Origin of the sequence: Actinacidiphila acididurans (assembly GCF_016918855.1) — a bacterium.
Taxonomy (GTDB): domain Bacteria; phylum Actinomycetota; class Actinomycetes; order Streptomycetales; family Streptomycetaceae; genus Actinacidiphila; species Actinacidiphila acididurans.
Map to the genome: position 1 here is coordinate 1 of NZ_JADKYB010000049.1, position 19,541 is coordinate 19,541.

10 protein-coding genes, 1 tRNA gene and 2 rRNA genes are annotated in these 19,541 nt (G+C 71.5%); 12 read left to right on the plus strand and 1 reads right to left on the minus strand.

Annotation, left to right across the window (positions count from 1 at the left end):
• The 4 genes from ITX44_RS40405 to ITX44_RS40420 form a co-directional block, all read left to right on the plus strand.
• Nucleotides 1–238, plus strand: a 23S ribosomal RNA gene (locus ITX44_RS40405); the annotation flags it as partial.
• Nucleotides 239–336: 98 nt separating this feature from the next.
• Nucleotides 337–453: ribosomal RNA gene (rrf, locus tag ITX44_RS40410) — 5S ribosomal RNA — on the plus strand.
• 136 nt (nt 454–589) lie between these two features.
• Nucleotides 590–1,315, plus strand: a complete 726-nt coding sequence (locus ITX44_RS40415; protein WP_205365219.1) for a DegT/DnrJ/EryC1/StrS family aminotransferase — start codon at nt 590–592, stop codon at nt 1,313–1,315.
• Between the two features lie 82 nt (nt 1,316–1,397).
• Nucleotides 1,398–1,470 (plus strand) — tRNA-Thr (locus tag ITX44_RS40420).
• A gap of 149 nt (nt 1,471–1,619) precedes the next feature.
• Here the strand turns inward: ITX44_RS40420 and ITX44_RS40425 are convergent.
• Nucleotides 1,620–4,265: a SpoIIE family protein phosphatase gene (locus tag ITX44_RS40425; RefSeq protein WP_205365221.1), complete on the minus strand. Its 2,646-nt coding sequence runs from the start codon at nt 4,263–4,265 to the stop codon at nt 1,620–1,622.
• 448 nt (nt 4,266–4,713) lie between these two features.
• Between ITX44_RS40425 and ITX44_RS40430 the strand changes: the two genes are divergently transcribed.
• The 8 genes from ITX44_RS40430 (at nt 4,714) to ITX44_RS40465 (ending at nt 19,499) form a co-directional block, all read left to right on the plus strand.
• Nucleotides 4,714–10,170 (plus strand): HAMP domain-containing protein, encoded by a 5,457-nt coding sequence (locus ITX44_RS40430; RefSeq protein ID WP_205365206.1) that lies wholly within the window; start codon nt 4,714–4,716, stop codon nt 10,168–10,170.
• A gap of 345 nt (nt 10,171–10,515) precedes the next feature.
• Nucleotides 10,516–11,202, plus strand: coding sequence for a response regulator (locus ITX44_RS40435; RefSeq protein WP_205365223.1), 687 nt, complete (start codon nt 10,516–10,518; stop codon nt 11,200–11,202).
• A gap of 315 nt (nt 11,203–11,517) precedes the next feature.
• Complete coding sequence (locus tag ITX44_RS40440) at nt 11,518–14,349, plus strand: DNA translocase FtsK (RefSeq protein ID WP_205365208.1); 2,832 nt, start codon at nt 11,518–11,520, stop codon at nt 14,347–14,349.
• 351 nt (nt 14,350–14,700) lie between these two features.
• Nucleotides 14,701–15,507: a helix-turn-helix domain-containing protein gene (locus tag ITX44_RS40445; protein ID WP_205365210.1), complete on the plus strand. Its 807-nt coding sequence runs from the start codon at nt 14,701–14,703 to the stop codon at nt 15,505–15,507.
• 195 nt (nt 15,508–15,702) lie between these two features.
• A complete protein-coding gene (gene rimO, locus ITX44_RS40450; protein ID WP_205365212.1) occupies nt 15,703–17,328 on the plus strand; it encodes a 30S ribosomal protein S12 methylthiotransferase RimO in 1,626 nt (541 codons plus the stop codon).
• A gap of 320 nt (nt 17,329–17,648) precedes the next feature.
• A complete protein-coding gene (pgsA, locus tag ITX44_RS40455) occupies nt 17,649–18,416 on the plus strand; it encodes a CDP-diacylglycerol--glycerol-3-phosphate 3-phosphatidyltransferase (RefSeq protein ID WP_372441113.1) in 768 nt (255 codons plus the stop codon).
• Nucleotides 18,413–18,991 (plus strand): CinA family protein, encoded by a 579-nt coding sequence (locus tag ITX44_RS40460; protein WP_205365216.1) that lies wholly within the window; start codon nt 18,413–18,415, stop codon nt 18,989–18,991. Before pgsA ends, ITX44_RS40460 begins: the two co-directional genes overlap by 4 nt.
• 94 nt (nt 18,992–19,085) lie before the next feature.
• Nucleotides 19,086–19,499, plus strand: a complete 414-nt coding sequence (locus tag ITX44_RS40465) for a helix-turn-helix domain-containing protein (RefSeq protein ID WP_205365217.1) — start codon at nt 19,086–19,088, stop codon at nt 19,497–19,499.
• Nucleotides 19,500–19,541: the final 42 nt, after the last annotated feature.

The following is a 19,541-nucleotide window of genomic DNA, read 5'->3' on the forward strand; positions in this document are numbered from 1 at the left end:
GACCGGGACGGACGGACCTCTGGTGTGCCAGTTGTTCTGCCAAGGGCATGGCTGGTTGGCTACGTTCGGGAGGGATAACCGCTGAAAGCATCTAAGCGGGAAGCCTGCTTCGAGATGAGGACTCCCATCTCCTTTGAGGGGGTAAGGCTCCCGGTAGACGACCGGGTTGATAGGCCGGATGTGGAAGCATCGTAAGGTGTGGAGCTGACCGGTACTAATAGGCCGAGGGCTTGTCCTCAGGCGCTCGCGTTCACTGTGTGGTTCTGAAACAACCAGCAATCCCACAACCATCGGCCCTGTAGTGCGGGGTGGGTGTGGGGTGGTGTTTCGTGGTGTTTCGGTGGTCATAGCGAGAGGGAAACGCCCGGTTACATTCCGAACCCGGAAGCTAAGCCTTTTAGCGCCGATGGTACTGCAGGGGGGACCCTGTGGGAGAGTAGGACGCCGCCGAACAATTTTTGAGAAAGCCTCGGTCTCCTGGACTTTGTCCCGGAGGCCGAGGCTTTTTCGCTGTTCGTCACCCCGTGTTCACATCCTGCCGAGACGCTGGGCGCCCCGGGACAGGCGGAGGTGTGGAGACGTGCAGCAGATGACGACTGCCGGCCGACGGCACAGGATTGCATCGGACATGACGGCCGCCGCTCTGCGCGATGCCCTCGTGGGCCTCGGAATCGGTGCCGGATACGAGGTCATCGTCCCGTCCTTCGGGCCCGGCGCGCCGGCCGACGCCGTACGACTGGTCGGCGCCGTACCGGTGTTCGCGGACATCGACCCGCGGACCTTCTGCCTGGACCCCGACGCGGTGGCCGCGAGCGTCACCTCGCGGACGGCCGCGATCCTGCCCGTCAACGTCTTCGGGCACCCGGCGCCCGTGGCCCGGCTGAGCGCGCTGGCCGAGCGCTGGGCGCTCGCGCTGGTCGAGGAGGCGCCGTCGAACGAGGACGCGGGCGCCGTGGCGCGCCGGCGGGCCCACGCGCGCTTCCTGGACTCGGCGTTGACCGGAGTGATCGTCCCCTACGCCGAGCCCGGTGTGCGCCACCTGTACCACCAGTACACCGTCCGGGTCCCGGGCAACGGCCGGCCGGACCGCGACGCCTTCGCGGCCGCCCTGGCCAGGCGCGGCGTACGGGCCTCGGTGAGCGTCCCCGTCCCCGTGCACCGACTCCCCGCCCACCGCTCGGAGTCCATGCCCTACCTGCCGCACACCGAGTTGGTGGCCGCCGACAGCCTGACGCTGCCGGTGCACTCCGGGCTCACGCAGCGAGAACTCACGCACGTCGCGGATGCCTGCAACGCGCTGGGCGGCCTGATCTGAGCCGGCGCCAGGACCTCCGCCGGAGGCCCCGACAGCGGTTCACCGCACACCCGTTCATGGGATAAGATCGTCCCGTCGCTGCGCCCCAATAGCTCAGTCGGTAGAGCGTCTCCATGGTAAGGAGAAGGTCTACGGTTCGATTCCGTATTGGGGCTCCGATGGGGAAGGCCCCCGCCACCAGGCGGGGGCCTTTTCACGTATATACGCGTCACGTATCCGCGCGTCACCTGTCCGCGTGAAGTGACGCCGGTGCCGGCCGCCCCTCGGGGAGCGGACCGGCACCGTACAAATTCAGCGGACTGAATCAGCGGGACGGCGGCGGGGACGGCAGGCGCATCGCCAGGATCGCCATGTCGTCCGAGGGCGCGTCGGAGGCGAAGCGTTCCACCGCGCGCTGGATGCGGGACGCGACCGCGCCGGCCGTCAGGCCCGTACATGCGGCGAGGACATCGGCCAGGCCGTCGTCGCCGAGCATGCGGGAGCCCTCGCGGCGTTCCGTGACGCCATCGGTGACGCACAGCAGGACGTCACCGGGGTCGAGGGTGACGGTCTGTTCGGCGAGCTCCAGGTCCTCCAGGACGCCGAGCAGGGGCTGCGGGTCGGCGGCCGGTTCCACGGTGCCGTCCGGGCGCAGCCGCAGCGGCAGGGGGTGGCCGGCGCAGACCATGCGCAGCACTGCGCTGCCGTCCTGCTGCGGCCACAACTCGCCGTACAGGAGGGTCAGGAAGCGGCTGCGGGCGCCCTCGTCGAGGATGGCGGCGTTCAGGCGCTCCAGGACCGCGGGGCCGCCGAAGCCCTCGCGGGCGAGCAGGCGCAGGGCGTGCCGGGCCAGGCCCGTGACGGCCGCGGCCTCCGGGCCCGTACCGCACACGTCGCCGATGGCGAAGCCCCAGCAGCCGTCGCGGATCGGGAACAGGTCGTAGAAGTCGCCGCCGACCTCGTTGCCCTCGCCGGCCGCGCGGTAGACGACCTCGACCTCGACGCCGGGGACGTGCGGCAGTTCCGGGGGCAGCAGGCTGCGCTGGAGGGCCTGGCTGATGGCGGTGCGCTCGCTGTAGAGGCGGGCGTTGTCCAGCGCCAGGGCGGCGCGGCGGGACAGGTCCTCGGCGAGTTCCAGGATCTCCTGGCGGAAGCGTTCGTCGGTGGGTTTGCCGAGGGTGAGCATGCCGATGACGCGGTTGCGGGCGACCAGCGGCAGGACGACGGTCTCGCCGCCGACGGCCGCCGCGGTGGCCAGGGCGATGCCGGGGGCGCTGGCGGGGCGCCCGCCGGTGGAGGAGCCGACGCCGAGGCTGCGCAGGGAGGCACGCAGGGCGCTGGAGTGGGCGGCGTCGGAGGGCGCGGTCCACATCCGGGCGCCCGGAGTCGGGTCGGGCTCGGGCGGGCGGACCTGGGAGAGCAGGGCCTTGATGCCGTCGATGCGGTCCTCGTCCTCGTGCAGGACGAACGCCAGTTCCGGTTCGGACTGCTCGGCGATGGTGTAGACGGCGCACCAACTCGCCAGGGTGGGCACGGTCATCTGGGCCATCAGGGCCAGCGTCTGGTCCCGTTCCAGGGTGCCGGCCAGCAGGTCGGAGGCCTCGACGAGGAAGGACAGCGAGCCGCGGCGCAGCCGTTCCAGTTCGGTCAGGCGGGCGCTCTCGACAGCCAGCGCGATGCGGTCGGCGGCGAACTGGAGCCGCAGCGCCTCCTGGTTGGAGAAGCGGCCCGGTGCCTCGGCGGCGACCCCGAGGGAGCCGGTGAGGCGGCCCTCGACCTTCAGCGGCACGGTGACGACCGAGCGCATCCCGGTGCCGGACAGCAGCGGTACGGCGCCGGGGACTGCGGTCAGGTCCTCGTGGACGGCGGGCATGCGGGCGCTGCCGTAGCGTCCGGTGCCAGCTTCGACGGGGACGCGGGCGAACCGCTGGCGGGCGGAGGGCAGGCCGGTGGAGGCGCGTACCTCCAGCTCGGTCTCGTCGTCGGTGGCCAGCAGCAGGTACGCGGCGTCGCCGTCGAGCATGTCGCGGGCGCGTTCGACGGTGCGCTGGAGCAGGCCGTCCAGGTCGTCGGGGGCGGGGGAGCCGATGAAGCCCTCGAAGGCGTCGGCGCCGCGGCCGCGTCGGCCGGGTCCGGTGTCGGCGGCGGAGGGCCCGCGCGGCGGGGTCTGGAGCACCGCGCGTTCCTCGGCGCGCACCAGCAGGCAGACCGTGGAGGGCTCGCCGCCGGTGTCGCGTACCCGCAGGTGCGAGCCGTACACGGACAGCACGCGGCCGTCGGCGGCGCGCAGGCCGTACGTGCCCTCCCAGCGGGAGAGCTGGAGGGCCTCGGCCAGGCCGATGCCGGTGCCGGGGGTCTGCGGCCAGGCGGTGAGGTCGGTCAGGGACTTGCCGAGCACCTCGGCGGCGGGGTGGCCGAAAAGCTCGGTCGCGTCCTCGTTCCAGCGGGTGATCGCGCCATCACGGTCCACCTGGACCACGGCGACCCGGACGCGCTCGTCGGCGACGGGCAGCTCGGCGGTGGGCAGCGGCGGTCCGGCGGCGTGGGTGCCGGCCGGGCGTTCGGGCAGGTCGAGCTGGAACCAGACGTGCTTGCCGGACGGGGTGTACTCCACGCCCCAGCGGCTGGCGAGGGCGGCGCACAGCAGCAGTCCGCGCCCGCCTTCGTTGTCGCTGTCGCGGAAGGGCCGGCCGCGGCCCTGGAGCGGCACCTCGCGCTCGGGGTAGTGGTCGGCGACCTCGACGCGGACCGCGGACTCGTACCGCAGGCACTGCACGTCCGCGGCGGTGCCCGCGTGGATCACCGCGTTGGTGACGAGTTCGCTGGTCAGGACCACGGCGTCGTCGACGACGTCGGCGTATCCCCAGCCCTGGAGGGTGTCGCGGACGAATGCGCGCGCCACCGCGACCGACCGCCCCACCGGTTCGAAGGTGGCCGCTGCCCGCGCCGTGATCACTGCACTCCTTCGCATTCGTTCCGCCGGAACCACCGGGTCCGCCGGGTCCACCGCGTTCTCCGGCTTCTTCACGCCCGCCGGCTTCTTCACGCCCGCCGGGTCCGCCACGCCCGCCGGGTCGGTCGCGGCCGCCCGTACGGGGGCCGGAGCACCCGCGGCGTCCGTGGCGGTACCGCCGCCGCGCTGCTCAATTCTCACCCGCGGCTCCCCAGAGGTGTACGCCCGCCGGGGCGCGGGCAACCCGATGCCAGGTTACTTACCCACGCCGAGCGCGTGTGCGCCGGTTGCGGGTGTTTCCGCCCCGAAAGCTTCCCCGGGTTCCGAGCGATGCTGCCGAACTGTTATGGCCCGGCGGGGCCATGGTGAAACACTGGGCATGCTTGCTGGGCGGCCGGTGGCAAAGTTGCGCGGGAAGCAAGGATGCACGTCTGCGGGTCTGCATGACCCTCCAGGAGGGACCACGGTGGAGTCTGGCGCATCGGCGCGGGGCACGGTCACGCGTACGAAGAACGGACGATCCCGCTCCGGCGGGACCGTAGAAGTCGATTCGGCTGCGCTCCTGAAGCTGGTCGGGGCGCTGTCGGCGATGCGGGACGGAAACTTCCGCAAGCGGCTGACGGTGTCCGGGGACGGCGTCATGGCGGAGATCGCGGCTGTCTTCAACGAGGTCGCGGACCGTAATCAGCACCTCACCGGTGAGCTGGCGCGGGTGCGGCGGGTGGTCGGCCGGGAGGGCAAGCTGACGGAGCGGCTGGAGACCGGGGCCTGCGAGGGCTCCTGGGCGGCGGCCGTGGAGGCGGGCAACGCGCTGGTGGACGACCTGGTGCGGCCGGTGTCCGAGGTGGGCCGGGTGCTGTCGGCGGTGGCCGAGGGCGACCTGGAGCAGCGGATGGACCTGCGGGCGCAGAACGCGGACGGGTCGGCGCATCCGCTGCGCGGGGAGTTCCTGAAGGTGGGCCGTACGGTCAACGGGCTGGTGGACCAGCTCTCGGCGTTCACCGACGAGGTGACGCGGGTGGCCAGCGAGGTCGGCACCGAGGGCAAGCTCGGCGGCCAGGCGAAGGTGCGAGGGATGTCGGGGTCCTGGAAGGACCTGACGGACTCCGTCAACACCATGGCGTATCGGCTGACCGCACAGGTGCGCGACATCGCTCTGGTCACGCAGGCCGTCCTCAAGGGTGACCTGTCACGCAAGGTGACCGTGCATGTCGCGGGAGAGATGCTGGAGCTGAAGAACACCGTCAACTCGATGGTGGACCAGCTCGCGTCCTTCTCCTCGGAGGTGACCCGGGTGGCCCGCGAGGTGGGCACCGAGGGCGAGCTGGGCGGCCAGGCGCAGGTGCCGGGCGTGGCCGGGGTGTGGAAGGACCTGACGGACTCGGTCAACACGATGGCCGGGAACCTGACCGCGCAGGTACGGGACATCGCGCAGGTCACCACGGCGGTGGCCAACGGCGACCTGACGCAGAAGATCACCATCGGGGCGCGCGGCGAGGTGGCGCAGCTCGCCGAGACGATCAACGCGATGACCGAGACGCTGCGGATCTTCGCCGACGAGGTGACCCGCGTGGCGGGCGAGATCGGCGCGGAGGGCCAGCTCGGCGGTCAGGCTCAGGTGCCGGGAGCCGCGGGCACCTGGAAGGACCTCACCGATTCGGTGAACACCGCCTTCCGGAACCTGACCGCGCAGGTGCGGGACATCGCGCAGGTGACGACGGCGGTCGCCAATGGCGATCTGTCGCAGAAGGTCACGGTGGACGTCTCCGGCGAGATGCTGGAACTGAAGAACACCGTGAACACCATGGTCGACCAGCTCTCGGCGTTCGGCGCCGAGGTGACGCGGGTGGCCCGCGAGGTCGGCGTCGAGGGCATCCTCGGTGGTCAGGCGCAGGTGCCGGGGGCCGCGGGCACCTGGAAGGACCTGACGGATTCGGTCAACACCGCCTTCCGGAACCTGACCGGCCAGGTCCGCAACATCGCGCAGGTGACGACGGCGGTCGCCAATGGTGATCTGTCGCAGAAGGTCACGGTGGACGTCTCCGGCGAGATGCTGGAGCTGAAGAACACCGTGAACCGGATGGTGGACCAGCTCGGCTCGTTCTCCGCGCAGGTGACGCGGATGGCCACCGACGTGGGCACCGAGGGGCGCCTCGGCGGTCAGGCCCGGGTGGACGGCGTCAGCGGCACCTGGAAGGACCTGACGGATTCGGTCAATTTCATGGCCGGCAACCTCACCTCCCAGGTGCGGCAGATCGCGCAGGTCACCACAGCGGTGGCGCGCGGCGACCTGTCGCAGAAGATCGACGTGGACGCGCGCGGGGAGATCCTGGAGCTGAAGAACACCATCAACACGATGGTCGACCAGCTCTCGTCCTTCGCCGAGCAGGTCACGCGGGTGGCCCGCGAAGTGGGTACGGACGGCAGGCTCGGCGGTCAGGCGCAGGTGCCCGGGGTGGCCGGCGTGTGGCGCGACCTGACGGACTCGGTGAACTTCATGGCGGGCAACCTGACCGCCCAGGTCCGCGGCATCGCCCAGGTGGCGACCGCGGTGGCCCGCGGTGACCTGTCGCAGAAGATCGACGTGGACGCCAAGGGCGAGATCCTCGAATTGAAGAACACCCTGAACACGATGGTCGACCAGCTCTCCTCGTTCGCCGAGCAGGTCACGCGGGTGGCCCGGGAGGTCGGCACCGAGGGGATCCTCGGCGGCCAGGCCGAGGTCAAGGGCGTCGCCGGGACGTGGAAGGACCTCACCCAGTCCGTCAACTTCATGGCGAACAACCTCACCAGCCAGGTCCGCAACATCGCCGAGGTGACCACCGCGGTCGCCCAGGGCGACCTGTCCAAGAAGATCACGGTGGACGCCAAGGGCGAGGTGCTGGCCCTGGTCATCACCGTGAACCAGATGGTGGACACCCTGTCGGCGTTCGGTGACGAGGTGACCCGGGTGGCCCGCGAGGTGGGCACCGAGGGCAAGCTCGGCGGCCAGGCCCGGGTCCGCGACGCCTCGGGCATCTGGAAGGACCTGACCGACAACGTCAACCTGATGGCGAACAACCTGACGAACCAGGTGCGGTCGATCTCGTCGGTGGCCGCCGCCGTCGCCAACGGCGACCTGACGAAGAAGATCGACGTCGACGCCAAGGGCGAGATCCTCGAGCTGAAGAACACCATCAACACCATGGTCGACACGCTGTCGGCGTTCGGTGACGAGGTGACCCGGGTGGCCCGCGAGGTGGGCACCGAGGGCATCCTCGGCGGCCAGGCCCGGGTGCCGGGCGTGGCGGGCACCTGGAAGGACCTCACCGAGTCCGTCAACGGCATGGCCTCCAACCTCACCGGCCAGGTGCGGCAGATCGCCCAGGTCACCACGGCGGTGGCGCGCGGCGACCTGTCCAAGAAGATCGACGTGGACGCGCGCGGCGAGATCCTGGAGCTGAAGACCACGATCAACACGATGGTGGGACAGCTGTCCGCCTTCGGTGACGAGGTCACCCGGGTGGCCCGCGAGGTGGGTACGGAGGGCCGGCTGGGCGGTCAGGCGCGGGTGCCGGGGGTCTCCGGCATCTGGAAGGACCTCACCGAATCGGTGAACCTGATGGCCAACAACTTGACCAGCCAGGTGCGCAACATCGCGCAGGTGGCCACCGCGGTGACCCGCGGCGACCTGAACCTGCGGATCGACGTGGACGCGGCCGGGGAGATCCTGGAGCTGCAGGACTACATCAATACGATGATCGTCCGGCTGCGCGAGACCACGCTGGCCAACAAGGAGCAGGACTGGCTCAAGGGCAACCTGGCGCGGATCTCCGGTCTGATGCAGGGGCGCCGCGACCTGGGCGACGTGGGCGCGCTGATCATGAGCGAGCTGACCCCGGTGGTCTCGGCCCAGCACGGCGCGTTCTTCCTGGCCGAGGAGGCCAGCGAGGCCGGCGAGGAGTACGAACTGAAGCTGATCGGCTCGTACGCCTTCTCCAACAAGACGATGTCCACCCGCTTCCTGCCCGGTGAGGGCCTGATCGGGCAGGCCGCGGTGGAGAAGCGGCCGATCCTGGTGGAGTCCGCGCCGCCCGGCTACCTGAAGATCGTCTCCGGGCTCGGCGAGGCGCCGCCGTCGCACGTGATCGTGCTGCCGGTGCTGTTCGAGGGCCGGGTGCTGGGCGTGATCGAACTGGCCGCGTTCCAGCCGTTCACCCAGATCCAGAAGGACTTCCTCAACCAGATCACCGACATGATCGCGATCAGCGTCAACACGATCTCGGTGAACACCAAGACCGAGGGGCTGCTCAAGCAGTCCCAGGAGCTGACCGAGCAACTCCAGGAGCGCTCGGCGGAGTTGGTGAACCGGCAGCGGGCGCTGGAGGCGTCCAACTCGGAGCTGGAGGAGAAGGCCGCGCTGCTGGCCCGGCAGAACCGCGACATCGAGGTGAAGAACACCGAGATCGAGGAGGCCCGGCAGGTGCTGGAGGAGCGCGCCGAGCAGCTCGCGGTCTCCATGCGCTACAAGTCCGAGTTCCTGGCCAACATGTCGCACGAGCTGCGCACCCCGCTCAACTCGCTGCTGATCCTGGCCAAGCTGCTGGCGGACAACGCCGACGGGAACCTCTCGCCCAAGCAGGTCGAGTTCTCCCAGACCATCCACGGCGCCGGCTCCGACCTGCTCCAGCTGATCAACGACATCCTGGACCTGTCGAAGGTCGAGGCCGGCAAGATGGACGTCTCGCCGACCCGGATCGCGCTGGTGCAGCTGGTGGACTACGTGGAGGCCACCTTCCGGCCGCTGACCGCGGAGAAGGGCCTGGACTTCTCGGTGCGGGTCTCCCCGGAGCTGCCGGTGACGCTCCACACCGACGAGCAGCGGCTGCTCCAGGTGCTGCGCAACCTGCTGTCCAACGCGGTGAAGTTCACCGACTCCGGGTCGGTGGAGCTGGTGATCCGCCCGGCCGGCAGCGAGGTGCCGCAGTCCATCCGGGAGCAGTTGCTGGAGGCGGGCACCCTGCGCGAGCCGGACCAGCCGCTGATCGCGTTCTCGGTGACCGACACCGGCATCGGCATCGCGGCCGGCAAGATGCGGGTGATCTTCGAGGCGTTCAAGCAGGCCGACGGCACCACCAGCCGCAAGTACGGCGGGACGGGCCTGGGCCTGTCGATCAGCCGGGAGATCGCGCGGCTGCTCGGCGGTGAGATCCACGCCGACAGCCAGCCCGGCCGCGGCTCGACGTTCACCCTGTACCTGCCGCTGAGCATGGGCGACGTGCCGCCGGCGGCCGGCTCCCAGCAGGCGGGCAACGGACAGGGCGCGGCGGCCGAGGAGGGCGCCGAGCAGGCCGCGCCCTCGCGCACCCGCGGCCCGGGCAGCAGCCTGGCCCGGCTGCGCCGCAGCTCGGCCCAGCCCGCCCCGCAGCCGGCCCCCGGCAGCAACGGCGTGGCGCCCGCCCCGCGGACCCCGGTCAACGGCTCCGCGCCCGCGCCGCAGGCCCCGGCCCACGAGCCGTGGGCCGAACAGGAGCAGGCCGGGGGCTACCCCGGCTTCTCCGGCGGCTTCAGCGGCGAGGTCGTGCTGATCGTGGACGACGACATCCGCAACGTCTTCGCGCTCACCAGCGTGCTGGAGCAGCACGGGCTGACGGTGCTGTACGCGGAGAACGGCCGCGAGGGCATCGAGGTGCTGGAGCAGCACGACGACATCGCGATCGTACTGATGGACATCATGATGCCCGAGATGGACGGGTACGCCACGACTGCGGCGATTCGCAAGATGCCGCAGTTCGCCGGGCTGCCGATCATCGCCCTCACTGCGAAGGCAATGAAGGGGGATCGTGAAAAGACCATCGAATCAGGAGCGTCGGATTATGTGACGAAGCCTGTCGACACCGATCATCTGCTCACTCTCATGGAACAGTGGATGCACGCACGCTGAGCGCGGTCGCGGTGGGCCCGGTACGTCCGGGCCGCCGTGTCCACGGCGGCGCATCGGTCCGGCCCGCGGGCCGGTGAGGGACCGGTCCACCGGTCCTTCGCCGACCGGGCGCCGACTGGCGCCAACTCGTGGCGACTGGTGTGCCCGGCGAGGTGTGGCGGTCCCGGAAGCGGGGAACCTTCTGGTTTCCGCCTGCGTTTGCGGTGTGTGTTGAGTGACCTGGCGGTGACAGGGTGTGGCGAACGGCGGGGTGCGACTACCATGACCGGCACAAGGACGGGCGGCATGACGGAGTCGTACCCGGGGGCGGCGACCGGCACGATGCCGGGGCGAGGAGGACGGGCCATGGTGCCGAAGGCCAAGATCCTCCTGGTCGATGACCGGCCGGAGAATCTGCTGGCGCTGGAGGCGATCCTCTCGGCGCTCGATCAGACACTGGTGCGGGCATCGTCCGGGGAAGAGGCTCTGAAGGCGCTGCTCACCGACGATTTCGCGGTGATCCTGCTCGACGTGCAGATGCCGGGCATGGACGGCTTCGAGACGGCCGCGCACATCAAGCGGCGCGAACGCACCCGGGACATCCCGATCATCTTCCTGACCGCCATCAACCACGGCCCGCACCACACCTTCCGCGGCTACGCGGCCGGCGCGGTGGACTACATCTCCAAGCCGTTCGACCCGTGGGTGCTGCGCGCCAAGGTGTCGGTCTTCGTGGACCTCTACATGAAGAACGTGCAGCTGCGCGAACAGGCCGGGCTGCTGCGGCTGCAGCTGGAGCAGGGCCTGCCCACGGACGGGTCCGGCAGCGGCAAGGAATCGGCCGGGCTGCTGGCCGAGCTGTCCGCGCGGCTGGCCGCCGTCGAGGAGCAGGCCGAGGCGCTGAGCAAGCAGCTCGGCGAGTCCGGCGACGCCGCGGCCGTGGCCACCGCCGCCCACCTTGAGCGCAAGCTCACTGGGCTGCGCCGGGCGCTGGACGCGCTGGAGCCGGGCACCGGCGGCGACAACGGGGTCAGGCTGCCGCCGGCCGAGTAGCCGCCGCTGCGCGGCCATCGGCCGCTGGTCGGGCTTGCCCGCACGCCGCTGGACGTCCCGACGTACCTCTGACGTCCGTCCGTTGTGACGGGCGTCTGTACGTCGTGATGCATGTCGTGCTGTACGTCGTCGCGTGTCCGTGCGTGTGGGCTCGTCGCCGCCTCCGCCCGCCGGTGTTCGTCGACCTGACACCGTGAAGTCACCCGAAAGAGCGTGAAGTCAGCCGAAAGTGTGTGACCACCGAATCCGGTTGACGTGGCGTCAACCGGACGACTGCCGGTGGGCCGACACGAACGGGCGTATCCACAGGCACGCATGTCCCCCGATCACAAGGGCGGTAACCTCATCGCCATGGCCTCCCGTACGTCCGGCACCGCCAAGAACGCCCCGGCGAAGCCTGCCGCCAAGAAGGCCGCCGCGAAGAAGCCCGCGGGACCGCCGCCCGCCAAGAAGGCCGCGGCGGCCAAACCGGCGCCCAAAGCGGCTCCTTCGCCCATGAACCCCGTGCTGCGGCTGATCCGCGCCCTGTGGCTCGGCCTGGCGCACACCGTCGGAGCGATCTTCCGTGGTATAGGACGCGGCGCCCGCGGCCTGGACCCGGCCCACCGCAAGGACGGCCTGGCCCTGGCCCTGCTCGGCCTGACCCTGGTGGTCGCCGCCGGCACCTGGTCCAACCTGCTGCACGGCCCGGTCGGCGACCTGGTCGACCTCCTGATCACCGGCGCGTTCGGCCGGCTCGACCTGCTGGTGCCCCTGCTGCTCGGGGCCGTCACCGTGCGCCTGATGCGCCACCCGGAACAGCCCGAGGCCAACGGACGGATCGTCATCGGCCTGTCCGCGCTGTTCCTCGGCACCATCGGCCTGCTGCACATCGCCTGCGGCTCGCCCACCCGCGGCGACGGCGCCACGGCGATGCGCCACGCCGGCGGCCTGATCGGCTGGAGCGTCGCCTCCCCGCTGCTCTACACCGTCGGCGTGTTCCTGGCCGTCCCCCTGCTGCTGCTGTTCACCCTCTTCGGGCTGCTGGTGGTCACCGCCACCCCGGTCAACACCATCCCGCAGCGGCTGCGCCACATCGGCGCCCGCCTGGGCCTGTACGCGCCGCCCCCGGACCCCGACGCCGTACCGCTGGAGGACTTCCTCGCCGAGGACCCGGACGGCTTCGGGGACGGCCGCGTCGCGGGCGGCGAGCAGGCGGAGTCGCCGGTGCGGCGGCTGCCGCTGCGCTTCACCAAGCAGGAGCCGGCCAAGGGCGCGACCAAGAACGCGGGCCGCGGCAAGGACGCGGCCGACGGCGGCGACGAACCGTACGACGTGGACAACGACCCGGCCGGCTCGCCCGCCGAGGCGCCCCCCGAGCCCAAGGCGCGCCGCCGCCCCCGGCGCCGCCCCGACGGACAGCCGGCCACCGCAAACGCAGAGCCCGACGCGGTGGACATCGCGGCGGCCGCCGCCGCGGCCCTGGACGGCGCGGTGCTGCACGGGGTCCAGCCCAGCCCCCTGGTCACCGACCTGGCCGGGCGCCTCACCAAGCCGGTGCCCGCCGCGCGCACCCAGGAGCGCGACACCCGCCCCGCGGACGACGACGGGGCCGCGGTGCCCGACCTCACCAAGGACACCGCACCGCCGGCCGGCGAACCGCTGCCGCCGCGGGCCGAGCAGTTGCAGCTCTCCGGCGACATCACCTACTCCCTGCCCTCCCTGGACCTGCTGGAGCGCGGCGGCCCCGGCCGCAGCAGGAGCGCCGCCAACGACGTGGTGGTGGCCTCGCTCACCCAGGTCTTCAAGGAGTTCAAGGTCGACGCCCGCGTCACCGGCTTCACCCGCGGTCCCACGGTCACCCGCTACGAGGTCGAACTCGGCGCGGCCGTCAAGGTGGAGCGGATCACCGCGCTCGCCAAGAACATCGCCTACTCCGTCGCCAGCCCCGACGTGCGGATCATCAGCCCCATCCCCGGCAAGTCCGCGGTCGGCATCGAGATCCCCAACAGCGACCGCGAGATGGTCAATCTCGGCGACGTGCTGCGCTCGGCCGACGCGGCCGGCGAGGACCACCCGATGACCGTCGCGCTCGGCAAGGACGTCGAGGGCGGCTACGTGATGGCCAACATCGCGAAGATGCCGCACGTCCTGGTGGCCGGCGCCACCGGCTCCGGCAAGTCCTCCTGCATCAACTGCCTGATCACCTCCGTGATGGCCCGCGCCACCCCGGACGAGGTGCGCATGGTCCTCATCGACCCCAAGCGGGTCGAGCTGACCGCCTACGAGGGCATCCCGCACCTGATCACCCCGATCATCACCAACCCCAAGCGGGCCGCCGAGGCCCTGCAGTGGGTGGTGCGCGAGATGGACCTGCGCTACGACGACCTCGCCGCGTACGGCTTCCGGCACATCGACGACTTCAACGCCGCCGTGCGCTCCGGCCGGGCCCGCACCCCCGAGGGCAGCGAGCGCCAACTGACCCCGTATCCGTACCTGCTGGTGATCGTGGACGAGCTGGCCGATCTGATGATGGTCGCACCGCGCGACGTGGAGGACTCCATCGTCCGCATCACCCAGCTCGCCCGCGCCGCCGGCATCCACCTGGTGCTGGCCACCCAGCGGCCCAGCGTCGACGTCGTCACCGGCCTCATCAAGGCCAACGTGCCCTCCCGGCTGGCCTTCGCCACCTCCTCGCTCGCCGACAGCCGGGTGATCCTCGACCAGCCCGGCGCCGAGAAGCTGATCGGAAAAGGTGACGGGCTGTTCCTGCCGATGGGCGCGAACAAGCCGATCCGCATGCAGGGCGCCTTCGTCACCGAGGACGAGGTCGCCAAGGTCGTCGAGCACTGCAAGGCCCAGCTCACCCCGAGCTACCGCAGCGACGTCACGGTCGGCGGCGGGCCGAAGAAGGAGATCGACGAGGAGATCGGCGACGACCTGGACCTGCTGTGCCAGGCCGCGGAGCTGGTGGTCTCCACCCAGTTCGGCTCCACCTCGATGCTCCAGCGCAAGCTGCGGGTCGGCTTCGCCAAGGCCGGCCGCCTGATGGACCTGATGGAGTCGCGCGGCATCGTCGGCCCCAGCGAGGGCTCCAAGGCCCGGGACGTCCTGGTGAAGGCCGACGAGATCGACGGGGTGCTGGCGGAGATCCGGGGCGGCGCGTGACGGGTCGCGTGACGCGTGGCCCGATATCGTCCGAACGCATGACCGCCGGGGCGCGTCGGTGCGGGTGACACCCGGGACACGGCACGTGTGATCTCGCGGGACTCGGGGCAGGTACTGAGGCAACCGTTGCTGCTGCTCGTACGTCAATGTGGTGGAAGGGAAAGCGGTCCGGTCCGATTCCGGTGACCGGCCGTGGCCCCGGCCCAGGTCCGGTCCGTGCCCCGGCCGCACGGGACCGTCCTCGCGTGGCCGTCCGATGGCGGACACGTTCCCCGCGGTTCGTTCGCCCAGCCGATTCGCACCCCCCTAGACTGATCGCAGCAGGTGGCTGCACCCCCGAAAGGCGTCCTCGTGACCATCGGCAACTCGCCCTCCGACGACCGGCTTTCGGTCGGTCACGCCCTGGCCCAGGCCCGTCGCGCCTCCGGGCTGACCGTCGACCAGGTCAGCACGCTCACCCGGGTGCGCGTGCCCATCGTGCAGGCGATCGAGCAGGACGACTTCTCCCGCTGCGGCGGCGACGTCTACGCCCGCGGGCACATCCGCGCCATCGCCCGGGTGGTCGGGCTCGACCCCGATCCGCTGATCGAGCAGTACGCGGCCGAGCACGGCCCGCAGAACCTGCCGGTCACGGTGGCCCCGGTCTACGAGGCCGAGCGGATCCGCTCGGTGGAGCCGCGCCGCCCCAACTGGACGGCCGCCATGATCGCCGCGATCGTCGCGGTGGTCGGCTTCGTCGGCTTCACCGTCGTCAGCGGGTCCGGCGGCGGCGACACCACCGCCAAGTCCGGCACCCCCTCGCCGACCGCCACCACGGCCACCCCGACGCAGAGCGCCCAGGCCCCGCCGGTACCCAAGCCGCAGCCGTCCAACAGCGTCATCGCCGCCGCGCCGCCCGGCAAGGTGACCGTCAAGGTCAGCGTCGAGGCCGGCACGAGCTGGATCCAGGCCACCGACTCCAACGGCAAGCAGCTCTTCCAGAAGTCCCTGAAGAAGGGCGAGTCCCGCACCTGGACCGACGACAAGAAGATCAAGCTGATCGTCGGGAACGCCGGCGCGGTGCAGCTCTTCGTCAACGGCAAGGACCTGGGCCCGGCCGGCGCCGACGGGCAGGTCGTACGGCTGACGTACACCCCGGGTGACCCGACACAGGGCTGAGCGCGGCCGGGGTCCGGGAACGTATGGGCACAAGATCGTACGGACGCGGTGGCGTACGTACGACCGTATGCGTGGGTACGCCCGAGCGGGCGGGGCGAGCAGGCGTACGACCGGACGTACCACCGGAGCGGATCGGGCAGGGGGCGTATCCGCGGGCGTATCAGAGGGAGCAGACCCTCCGGGTAGGCTGAGGCCATGCCCGAACCCCGTACCGTCGCCCTTGTCACGCTCGGCTGCGCCCGTAATGAGGTGGACTCCGAGGAACTCGCCGGCCGACTGGCGGCGGACGGCTGGCGTCTGGTGGACGACGCCGCCGACGCGGACGTCGCGGTGGTCAACACCTGCGGCTTCGTGGACGCGGCCAAGAAGGACTCCGTGGACGCCCTGCTGGAGGCCAACGACCTCAAGGGGAAGGGCGGCCGCACCCAGGCCGTCGTCGCGGTCGGCTGCATGGCCGAGCGCTACGGCAAGGAACTCGCCGACGCGCTGCCCGAGGCCGACGCGGTCCTCGGCTTCGACGACTACACGGACATCTCCGACCGGCTGCGGACCATCCTGTCCGGCGGCATCCACGCCTCGCACACCCCGCGCGACCGGCGCAAGCTGCTGCCGGTCAGCCCGGTCGAGCGGCAGGGCACGGCGGTGGCGCTGCCCGGGCACGGGGAGCCGGCCGAGTCCATCTCTTCCGCCTCCTCCGACTCTTCGGGCTCTTCGGGCTCTTCGGCGGACCTCACCGACCTGCCCGAGGGCGTCGCACCCCCCTCCGGCCCGCGCGCGCCGCTGCGGCGCCGGCTGGACAGCGGCCCGGTCGCCTCGGTCAAGCTCGCCTCGGGCTGCGACCGCCGCTGCACCTTCTGCGCGATTCCCTCCTTCCGCGGCTCGTTCGTCTCCCGCCGCCCCGCCGACGTGCTGTCCGAGACCCGCTGGCTGGCCGGACAGGGCGTCAAGGAGGTGATGCTGGTCAGCGAGAACAACACCTCCTACGGCAAGGACTTCGGCGACATCCGGCTGCTGGAGACGCTGCTGCCCGAACTCGCCGCGGTCGACGGCATCGAGCGGGTCCGGGTCAGCTACCTCCAGCCGGCCGAGATGCGGCCGGGCCTGATCGACGTGCTCACCTCGACGCCGGGCGTGGTCCCGTACTTCGACCTGTCCTTCCAGCACTCGGCCCCGGGCGTGCTGCGGGCGATGCGGCGCTTCGGCGACACGGAGCGCTTCCTCGACCTGCTCGCCGCGATCCGCGTCAAGGCGCCCGAGGCCGGGGTGCGGTCCAACTTCATCGTCGGCTTCCCCGGCGAGAGCGAGGACGACCTCGCGGAGCTGGAGCGCTTCCTGAGCGCCGCCCGGCTCGACGCCATCGGCGTGTTCGGCTACTCCGACGAGGAGGGCACCGAGGCCGCCGGGTACGACACGAAGCTCGACGAGGACGTGGTGGCCGAGCGGCTGGCCCGGGTCTCCCGGCTGGCCGAGGAGCTGACCGCGCAGCGGGCCGAGGAGCGGCTCGGCTCGACCGTGCGGGTGCTGGTCGAGGCGGTGGACGAGGAGACCGGCGAGGTGACCGGGCGGGCCGACCACCAGGCGCCGGAGACGGACGGGCAGGTCGTGCTGGAGTTCTCCCCGGGCCTGGCTCCGGCCTCGGTCGTTGCGGACGGGGCTGCCGGGGCGGATCCGGCGCGGATGCTGCGGCCCGGGATGTTCGTCACCGCGAAGGTCACCGGGACACAGGGGGTGGACCTGATCGCCGAGCCGCTGGATTTCGCCGCCGGTGCTCCGGCGGGAGTTCCGGATGCCGGGGCGTGTACGGAGGTGGCGGCCAGATGAGCAAGGCTCCCGCGTCCGGCGGGAAGGGCGGGGCCGGCGCCGGTGCGGGTGCCTCCGGCGGTCCGAGGCCGGGCGGAGCTGCCGGTACGGGGACGGGTGCGGCGGCAGGTGCGGGCGGCGGGGCTTCCGCGGGAGCGGTGCCGGCGGTTCCTGCGGTTGCGGCAGGACTGGCCGCGGCGGCTGTGGCATCGAGTTCGGGCTCGGGTCCGGCTTCGGCTTCGGGTCCGACTTCGGGCTCGGGCTCGGCTGCGGCTGGTACGGCCGCCGGGGCGGTCACCGGCGGCGAGGCGGGCACGGGCGCCGGTCCGTCCGGTGCGTCGGTGGCCTCCGTGGCGGCCAAGCCCGGGGTGTGGAACGTCGCGAACCTGCTGACCATGATTCGGCTGGCGCTGGTCCCCGGCTTCGTGCTGCTGCTGGTGCACGGGGACGGGCACGATCCGGCCTGGCGGTCCTTCGCTTGGGCGGCCTTCGGCGTGGCCATGATCACCGACCTCTTCGACGGTGAACTCGCCCGCCGCTACGGCCTGGTCACCGACTTCGGCAAGATCGCCGACCCCATCGCGGACAAGGCGATCATGGGGGCCGCGCTGATCGGGCTCTCCGGGCTCGGCGACCTGCCCTGGTGGGTGACGGCGGTGATCCTGACCCGTGAACTGGGCATCACCCTGCTGCGGTTCTGGGTGATCCGGTACGGGGTCATCCCGGCCAGCCGCGGCGGCAAGCTCAAGACGCTCACCCAGGGCGTGGCCGTGGGCATGTACATCCTCGTGCTCACCGGCCCGCTGGCCTCGATCCGGGCCTGGATCATGGCGGTCGCGGTGATCCTGACCGTCGGCACGGGGCTGGACTACATCCAGCAGGCGATCGTCCTGCGCCGGGCCGGCCTGGCCGGGGAGGGCGCGGAGGCGGCGGGGCAGGCCCGGGAGGGCGGGCAGCCGGATGGAGCCGAGCAGGGCCGGGACGCCGAGCGGGTCGGAGCGGCCCAGCGGGACGAGCGAGGGCAGGGCGAGGCCGAGGACGCCGCTCAGGACGTACCGGAGGCGGGTTCGAGGGCCGCGGCGGCCGCGGAACGGCGGCGGGGCGCATGAGCGGCGCGGCGGACGTACTGGAGCTGCTGGGCGAGCGGGGGGCCACGGTGGCCGTCGCCGAGTCCCTGACGGGGGGTCTGCTGGCGGCCGAGTTCGCGTCCGTGCCCGGCGCCTCCCGCAGCTTCCGCGGCTCGGTGACCGCGTACGCCACCGAACTCAAGCACCGCATCCTCGGAGTGGACGCCGCACTGCTGGCCGAGCGGGGCGCGGTGGACCCGCAGGTCGCCCGCGAGATGGCCGAGGGCGTACGGGAACGGCTCGTCGCGGACTGGGGGGTGGCGACCACGGGCGTCGCGGGACCCGATCCGCAGGACGGGCAACCGGTCGGCACGGTTTTCGTGGCCGTGGCCGGACCCGAAGGTTCGCAGGTCGCGCCGCTGCTGCTGACCGGCGACCGGGGCCGGATCCGGTCGGCGTCGGTGACTGCGGCACTGGATCTGCTTGCGGAGGCGCTGCGAAGGAGTACGGTTGCGGGTCCGGGAGTCCGCCCGGACGGGACGGATAGCGGTCCCGGCATGAGTCCGGCGGCCAAGGATAGGGAAGAAGACGGGGGGAAGGGATGTTTGCAGCCCTGAGTGAACACGTCATCGCTCCCCGCACGGCCGGCGCCCGAGGCGGTACGGTGGGGCGAGAAGGATGCGGTTACGCGGTCCGAGGAGGGAGCCACCGATGATCCTGCTCCGTCGCCTGCTTGGTGACGTGCTGCGTCGGCAGCGCCAGCGCCAGGGCCGAACCCTGCGTGAGGTCTCCTCGTCCGCCCGGGTCTCGCTCGGGTACTTGTCGGAGGTCGAACGAGGGCAGAAGGAGGCTTCCTCCGAACTGCTCTCGGCGATCTGCGAAGCACTGGACGTCCCGATGTCCGAGGTGATGCGCGAGGTCAGCGACGATCTGTCGCTCGCCGAGCTCTCGCAGTCGGCAGCGGCCGAGACCACTGCCGCGCCGATGCGGCCCCTGCTGGGCGCGGTCACGTCCGTCACATCTGTCACGTCGGTTCCGTCCCCGCCCGAGGAACGGATCACCATCAAGGCGCCCAAGAAGTCCAGCGAGGCGGTCGACGTCGTCGCCGCCGGCGCGGCTGCCTGACCGAGGCGTCCTGCCGTCTTCCGCGGCGGCCCGGGGCCGGTT

What these genes read in the sequence shown, in the direction of transcription:
- ITX44_RS40465 (WP_205365217.1), top strand. Translation starts at nt 19,086, where the DNA reads ATGATCCTGCTCCGTCGCCTGCTTGGTGACGTGCTGCGTCGGCAGCGC.
- ITX44_RS40460 (WP_205365216.1), top strand. Translation starts at nt 18,413, where the DNA reads ATGAGCGGCGCGGCGGACGTACTGGAGCTGCTGGGCGAGCGGGGGGCC.
- ITX44_RS40440 (WP_205365208.1), top strand. Translation starts at nt 11,518, where the DNA reads ATGTCCCCCGATCACAAGGGCGGTAACCTCATCGCCATGGCCTCCCGT.
- rimO (WP_205365212.1), top strand. Translation starts at nt 15,703, where the DNA reads ATGCCCGAACCCCGTACCGTCGCCCTTGTCACGCTCGGCTGCGCCCGT.
- ITX44_RS40435 (WP_205365223.1), top strand. Translation starts at nt 10,516, where the DNA reads ATGGTGCCGAAGGCCAAGATCCTCCTGGTCGATGACCGGCCGGAGAAT.
- ITX44_RS40415 (WP_205365219.1), top strand. Translation starts at nt 590, where the DNA reads ATGACGACTGCCGGCCGACGGCACAGGATTGCATCGGACATGACGGCC.
- ITX44_RS40425 (WP_205365221.1), bottom strand. Translation starts at nt 4,265, where the DNA reads ATGCGAAGGAGTGCAGTGATCACGGCGCGGGCAGCGGCCACCTTCGAA.